This is a genomic window from Paenibacillus sp. CECT 9249 (genome assembly GCF_918697855.1).
Classification (GTDB): domain Bacteria; phylum Bacillota; class Bacilli; order Paenibacillales; family Paenibacillaceae; genus MSJ-34.
The window spans coordinates 1-1,523 of the sequence record NZ_CAKKLI010000105.1 but is presented as its reverse complement, the minus strand read 5'-3'; the positions used below and the strand labels follow the sequence as shown (position 1 = coordinate 1,523).

The 1,523-nt window shown below is 52.1% G+C and carries 1 protein-coding gene; it reads right to left on the bottom strand.

From position 1 onward, the window contains the following. Positions 1-4: 4 nt before the first annotated feature. Entirely contained in the window at positions 5-1,363 is a 1,359-nt protein-coding gene (locus LQ229_RS26900) for a transposase (RefSeq protein ID WP_230193412.1), read from the bottom strand. Positions 1,364-1,523: the final 160 nt, after the last annotated feature.

Sequence of the window (1,523 nt, the reverse complement as noted above, 5' to 3'; positions counted from 1 at the left end):
TTACTCAACTTTCGCAGCATGAAATGGGCAAACAGGCCTTGATGTAGCTGGGTAAAGTTGCAATCCATTGCTGGAGTTGACGTTGAATCAGAGCCGAAAGCTTTTTTCCTGCTTTCGTAGCGATTTCGTTGATCAGATCGAGCAGTTGCTGCAAGGCGATGGCCCAGTCCAATGTGCCAACTTCGTCGCACAACACATAAAACAGACCGCCGAACGAGCGAGCATCCGTACTTTGCCGATGCTGCCAGGCCAGCAAAATATAGCGGGAGAATACAATCGTCGTATGGCTGATCAGTAAATCATAGGAGCGGCCTTGAAACTCTTTCTGCAAACGAAGCAGCGACTTGGTGCACTTGAAGAAGACCTCGATGTCCCAGCGGATCCCGTAAATACGGATCACGTCCTCCACGGAGAGGGAAAGATCCGTCGTCAGCACCGCGAGCCATTCGTTCTTCTTCGTGCGATGACGGACGAATACCACGTGAACCGGTATGCCGGAGGCAAGCTCGGTTCGAATCGAACGAAGGATGCCTCGTTTCTTGCTTTGCACCGGAGACGCTGCGGTGTATAGTTCTTTGAGCGACAGCTTCCGGCCTTGAACAAGGAAACGCTTATTGTCGTTCTTGACCATGCCGATCACGTCGAGCCCGCGGGAGGCGATCTCGCCAATGAGGGGCGCGTGCGTGAACCAACTGTCCATCAAGACATAGGAGGCCGTGGCTCCGGCGGCAAGCGCGCGATCCAACATCGATACAATCACCTGCGGAGCCGACAGGAGTGCTTCTTGACGTCGCTTATACCCGTTCGTCCGTTTGTCGATCTTCTCGTTCATGCCGTTAATGGCAGATTTGCCGGAACTGAGCAGCGCGAAGTCCAGCGGCAGGAAGGTATGGCCGTCGGACCATCCCATGGTGAGCATACGAAATCCCTTGTAATAAGCGCCGGTGGCATGATCTTTGAACCTGGCCAGCAACTCAACGGCTTTGCTGCGGTTGCGTTCGAACATGGAATCGTCGACGATGAAGACGGTGCCCCGATCTGCCGACGTAAGCACGCTGACCTTCTGCACCGTCGCGACGCTGAGCGACGTCAGAAAACGACGCCAGGCAAAGCCTGCATGGTTGAGGAAACGATAGACGGCATCCTTGCCGGGAAAGGAGTCGCCCTTGCTGCTCTCGAGCAGTCGAAACCAATTCTTCTGGTGAAACAGAAGGACAAAGACGAGTTGGAATAGCCGAGCACAGCTAAAGCCAAATCGCTTACGGAATCCGGCTTGTTGAAGATGTTTCATCACTTTCAGTTCTTGAAAAGCAGGCTTTAATTCGTTTGGCAGTTGATTCAGATCGGGCTGATGGTCTATCATGATGGAAGACACCTCTTCTGTCTGGTAGTGATGGCTTGACACTCTCACTTTACCAAACGAAGTGGTGTTTTTCTATTTTGGCAAGCTGGCTATTCAACAGACCGTAAGACCGTTCTACAACTGGTTTTACATTGATTTTCTAGGTGCGAAAGTTGAGTTA

Coding starts and splice junctions, on each gene's coding strand:
- LQ229_RS26900 (WP_230193412.1), bottom strand. CDS start 1,363: ATGATAGACCATCAGCCCGATCTGAATCAACTGCCAAACGAATTAAAG.